Source organism: Mycobacterium sp. E2238 (assembly GCF_001672665.1).
Classification (GTDB): domain Bacteria; phylum Actinomycetota; class Actinomycetes; order Mycobacteriales; family Mycobacteriaceae; genus Mycobacterium.
This window is the reverse complement of sequence record NZ_LZKF01000045.1, coordinates 1-4,689: the sequence shown is the minus strand read 5'-3', so window position 1 is coordinate 4,689 and position 4,689 is coordinate 1. Positions and strand designations below refer to the sequence as shown.

At 67.1% G+C, this 4,689-nt stretch carries 5 protein-coding genes; 3 read left to right on the top strand and 2 right to left on the bottom strand.

Features of this window, described 5'->3' with window-relative positions; genetic code table 11:
• On the top strand, positions 1-518 hold a 518-nt coding region (locus A5711_RS03560), incomplete at its 5' end, for a L,D-transpeptidase (RefSeq protein WP_067944112.1).
• A gap of 7 nt (positions 519-525) precedes the next feature.
• Here A5711_RS03560 and A5711_RS03555 read toward each other — a convergent pair.
• Both A5711_RS03555 and A5711_RS03550 read right to left on the bottom strand, forming a co-directional pair.
• Entirely contained in the window at positions 526-1,005 is a 480-nt protein-coding gene (locus tag A5711_RS03555) for a nuclear transport factor 2 family protein (RefSeq protein WP_197501061.1), read from the bottom strand.
• 107 nt (positions 1,006-1,112) lie between these two features.
• Positions 1,113-1,754, bottom strand: a complete 642-nt coding sequence (locus tag A5711_RS03550; RefSeq protein ID WP_067944110.1) for a TetR/AcrR family transcriptional regulator — start codon at positions 1,752-1,754, stop codon at positions 1,113-1,115.
• 38 nt (positions 1,755-1,792) lie between these two features.
• Between A5711_RS03550 and A5711_RS03545 the strand changes: the two genes are divergently transcribed.
• Both A5711_RS03545 and A5711_RS03540 read left to right on the top strand, forming a co-directional pair.
• The gene (locus tag A5711_RS03545) at positions 1,793-3,016 is read left to right on the top strand and encodes a hypothetical protein (protein WP_067944108.1); all 1,224 of its coding nucleotides are present in this window, start codon (positions 1,793-1,795) and stop codon (positions 3,014-3,016) included.
• 157 nt (positions 3,017-3,173) lie between these two features.
• Positions 3,174-4,689: Hsp70 family protein (locus tag A5711_RS03540; protein WP_156744769.1), on the top strand; the 1,516-nt coding region annotated here is incomplete at its 3' end.

Below are 4,689 nucleotides of genomic sequence, written 5' to 3'. Positions count from 1 at the left end.
TGAGCACCGGCGGGTCGAACGCAACGATGGACATCTACCAGCGCTCCGCCGCCGGGTGGCAGGCGCTGCGGACCGGCATTCCCACCCATGTCGGTTCGGCGGGCATGGCTCCCGAGGCCAAGAGCGGGGTGCCGGCCACGCCGATGGGCGTGTACACCCTGGACTCCGCCTTCGGCACCGCGCCGAATCCCGGTACTGGACTGCCGTATACCCAGGTGGGCCCCAATCACTGGTGGAGCGGCGACGACCACAGCCCCACCTTCAACTCCATGCAGGTGTGTCAGAAGGCCCAGTGCCCGTTCAACACCGCCGAAAGCGAGAATCTGCAAATCCCGCAGTACAAGCACGCTGTCGTGATGGGAGTCAACAAGAACAAGACTCCGGGCGGTGGCGCGGCGTTCTTCTTCCACACCACCGATGGGAAACCCACCGAGGGATGCGTCGCCGTCGACGACGCTCAGCTGGTGTCGATCATGAAATGGCTGCGTCCCGGCGCGGTGATCGCAATCACCAAGTAGCGTCCGGTCAGGCCTCGGTGGCCAGCGCGCGGCCGGGCTTGACATGAAAGTTCATGCCCTCCAAAGACATTGTGGCATCGTAGGTCCTGTCGTAGCCGGTGCCGCAGATCTTCCAGCCGGCGTCGGTGCGCCGGTAGGTATCACGGTAGAACGCCGCCCCGATCAGCATGAAGTTCAAGTCGGCGACGATCACGCGGTCCTGCAGATACCAACTGCCCGTTGCGGAATCGCCGTCAACGGTGATGTCCGGGTGGGTCACCCGGTGCTCGGTGATGACGTTGGCGGGCAGCGACGTACGCATGTACTCGACCAGGTCGTCGCGGTTGGTGAAGTGCAACTCGTTGCCGATGGACGGCCCGTAATCGGCCTTGATGTCCTCGGCCAGCGTGTCGGCGAAGTCGTCCCAGTGCTTGGTGTCCAGCGCGCGCAGGTACCGGTACTTGACCTGCTTGATGGCTTCGATGTCGGCGAGATCGTGAGGGGTCATCAGGTGATTGCAGCACACGGTGATGAGCCGCCTGCGCTCGCATCGAGGAGCCGGCGGCGACGAGACTTGAACGACGGCCACCTTGTGCGGCGTGTCTTGTGCGTGGTTCAGGTGTCGCGGTGGCCCGGACCGTCGGAGAGGTAGCGGGTGACCATGTCGATCAGGGCACGCCGTTCCAGGCTCCAGTCGATGGCGGTCCCGGTGACCATCTGCGCCAGCACAACGCCCCGCAGCGTGGCCCAGATGACTTCGGCCGCACCGGCGTTCGCTGGATCGTCGGTGATCAGTCGCCCGAGCTGCCCGATGGCCGCGTTCATCTCCAGCAGGTGGCGCCGGGGGGACTCGCCCGGCCCGCCGCGGGTCGCGCGCAGGATTTCGAACGCCGCCATCGACGTCGGGCTGCTGTAGCAGCTCCACGCGGTGTCGACGACCACCTCGATGCGCGTCCGGAGCGGCAACTCGCTGACATCGGCCGCCGACAGGCTCTCGATCAGCCGGTCCACCCCGTCGTCCACGACGGCCATCAACAGGCCGTTGCGATCGCCGAAGTGATACTGGATGACGCCCCACGTCACGCCCGCGCGTTCGGCGACGTGCTTGGCGGTCGCGGCGGCGAAGCCCTCCTCCATGATGCAGCGGACGGTCTCGTCGATGATCTTCGCGCGCGTGTCGTCGCCGCGCTTGCGCGGCGCCGTGGTGCGCCGGGTGGGGCCAACCGAACCCCCGGCCTGACCTGCAGCAATCGACATTGTTGACTTTATAACATAGTCAAGTCTATTTTTGGCCCGTGAGCCGATCCCGTTATGCGCGGTTGACGCGCGAACAGCTGGCCGTCCTGGTTCCCGAACTGCTCCTGATCGGGCAACTGATCGACCGCTCGGGCATGGCCTGGTGCATCAGTGCGTTCGGGCGCGACGAGATGGTGCAGATCGCCATCGAGGAGTGGGCGGGCGCCAGCCCCATCTACACCCGGCGCATGCAGCGGGCGCTCAACTTCACCGGCGACGACGTGCCGACCATCTTCAAGGGGTTGCAGCTCGACATCGGCGCGCCACCGCAATTCATGGACTTCCGCTACACCGTGCACGACCGCTGGCACGGCGAATTCCAGCTTGACCACTGCGGCGCGCTGCTCGACGTGGAGCCGATGGGTGAGAAGTACGTCTTCGGCATGTGTCACACCATCGAGGACCCGACCTTCGACGCCACCGCGGTGGCGACCAACGCCCGCGCCCAGGTGCGCCCCATCCACCGGCCGCCGCGGACACCGAAGGACCGCCACCCGCACTGCGCGTGGACCGTCATCATCGACGAGTCCTATCCCGAGGCGCAGAGCATTCCCGCCCTGGACATCGTGCGCCAAACCCGGGCCGCCACATGGGAACTCGATCCGATCGACCGCTCCGACGAGGGCAAGGCGGACTACTCCGGGCCGTTGCTGTCCGACTTCGACTTCGCCGGCTTCTCGCATTCGGCGCTGGTGCGGATGGCCGACGAGGTGTGTCTGCAGATGCACCTGCTCTACCTGTCGTTCGCGATCGCGGTGACCGCGCGCGCCACCGACGACGCCCAGGCCGTGTCGGTGTGCACGCAAGGCCTGACCGGAATAGCGGGCGTGGCCGCCGAGCGCATTCACCGCGCGCTGGGGCTCCCGGGCGGCATCGAAGGCGTGCTGCAGGTGCTCGACCTGCACCCCCTGCTGAACCCCGCGGGCTATGTCTGCGCGGATACGGCCGACCGGCTCGTGGTGCACCGCTCGCCGGCCCACGACGACGGCGCCTGGATTGCGCTGTGCTCACCGGAATCGGTGCAACCGCTGCAGGCGATCGCCACCGCCGTCGACCCGCACATCGAGGTCCGGGTCAGCGGCACCAACACCGACTGGACCGCCGAACTGGTCGAAACCGATACGGCGGCGGCCGAACTGCCCGAGGTGTCGGTAACAAAGGTGAGCGGCGGAGCGACATTCCAGTTTGAGCCGAGACGGTCGCTGCCGCTGACCGTGGTGTAAGCAACCGCGTCAATTTGTCAAGGGGTCAGCGGTACCACTTCGGTGACGAGGTGGCATCGACCGAATACCGATGATGTTGCAAGCCATCGGTTTTGGGCGTGTCCACGGCTATGGTTAACGCTGGCCACCGACCCCTATAGACGAAAGTTTTCGCTCTATGTACGACCCACTTGGGTTGTCGATCGGGACCACGAACCTGGTCGCTGCGCGCAACGAAAGTCCACCGGTTACCCGGCGTTCGGTGCTGACGCTTTACCCGCACTGCGCGCCCGAAGTGGGTGTGCCCGGGGAGAATTCGTACCTCGCCGAGCCCGGCGTGATGATGAAGGGCTTCGTCGAGCGCATCGGTGACTCGGTGGCGCTGGTGTCCGCCGACGGGTCCGCGCACGACCCGGAGCTGCTGACGGTGGAGGCCCTGGACGCGATGGTGCGCGCCGCCGGCGCGGACGCCTCGTGCTCGGAGATCTCCATTGCCGTGCCCGCGTACTGGAAACCCGTTACGGTGCAGGCGTTGCGCGACGGTCTGCGCACGCATCTGGGATTCGTCCGCAGCGGCATGGCGCCCCGGCTCGTCTCGGACGCGATCGCGTCGTTGACCGCCGTGAAGTCCGAGCTCGGCCTGCCCGACGAAGGTGTGGTGGGGCTGCTGGACTTCGGTGGCGGCGGTACGTCGGCCACGCTGGTGAATGTCGCGGGCGATTTCGAACTCATCACCGCGACAATGCGTTACGCGGCTCTGTCCGGCAACGAAATCGACCAGGAGTTGCTGCTGCGGGTCTTCGAGGAGCTGGGCCGCGGCAGCGGTATCGACCCGGGCAGCACGGCTGCCGTCGGGCAACTCGGCGAGCTGAGGGAACAATGCCGGCTGGCCAAGGAGCGGCTGTCCACCGACGTGGTCACCGAAATCGCCGCCCAGCTCGGTGAACGCAGCTGCAGCTTCACGCTGAAGCGCGACGATCTCGAAGACCTGATGGCGGATCGGCTGACCGGCTTCATCTACGCCTTCGACGACATGCTGGTGCGCTACCGCAAGAATTGGGCGGACCTGTGCGCGGTGGTGACCGTCGGTGGAGGCGCACACATTCCGCTTGTCGCCGAACGGCTTTCGGTGCACGGGCGCATTCCCGTCCTGACGCCGTCGCAACCCGCACTCGCGGCGGCCTGCGGCGCGCTGGTGCTGGCGTCGCGCGGTGACGAGCTGAGCCTGCGCACGCGGACGTCGATCGGCGTGCTCGCGGCCGCCAACGCCGCCGGCGATGTCGTCGACCTCGGGGCCGGCGACGTGCTGGTGATCGACGACGAGGCGCTGACCGATCGCGAATTGGCGTGGTCGCAGACGGAATACCCCGGCGACGTGCGGGTGCGGTTCGGCGGCGAAACCTACGACGAAGACGGCCCGTCCGGCTGGTCGATGCGCCTGAACGTGATCGACCCGCCCCCGGACCGGCCCTGGCGCCGCCTTCGGCTGTCGCAGCTGATCATCGGGATGTCCGCCCTGGTCGCCATGACGGCGATCGGTGGCGTGGCCTACACGCTGACCGGCATCGAGAACCGCCAGGCCCCGCCCGCGCCCAGCGTCGCGCCATTGCCGGCGCCCCCGGCCAGCACGATCCAGAAGACCAATCCGAAGAACGAGCCGGCGGCCGCCAGCAGCGCCAGCATCGCCGCCGCAA

Excerpts from the sequence above, each read along its gene's own strand:
- A5711_RS03555 (WP_197501061.1), bottom strand. The coding sequence starts at position 1,005 with ATGACCCCTCACGATCTCGCCGACATCGAAGCCATCAAGCAGGTCAAG.
- A5711_RS03550 (WP_067944110.1), bottom strand. The coding sequence starts at position 1,754 with ATGTCGATTGCTGCAGGTCAGGCCGGGGGTTCGGTTGGCCCCACCCGG.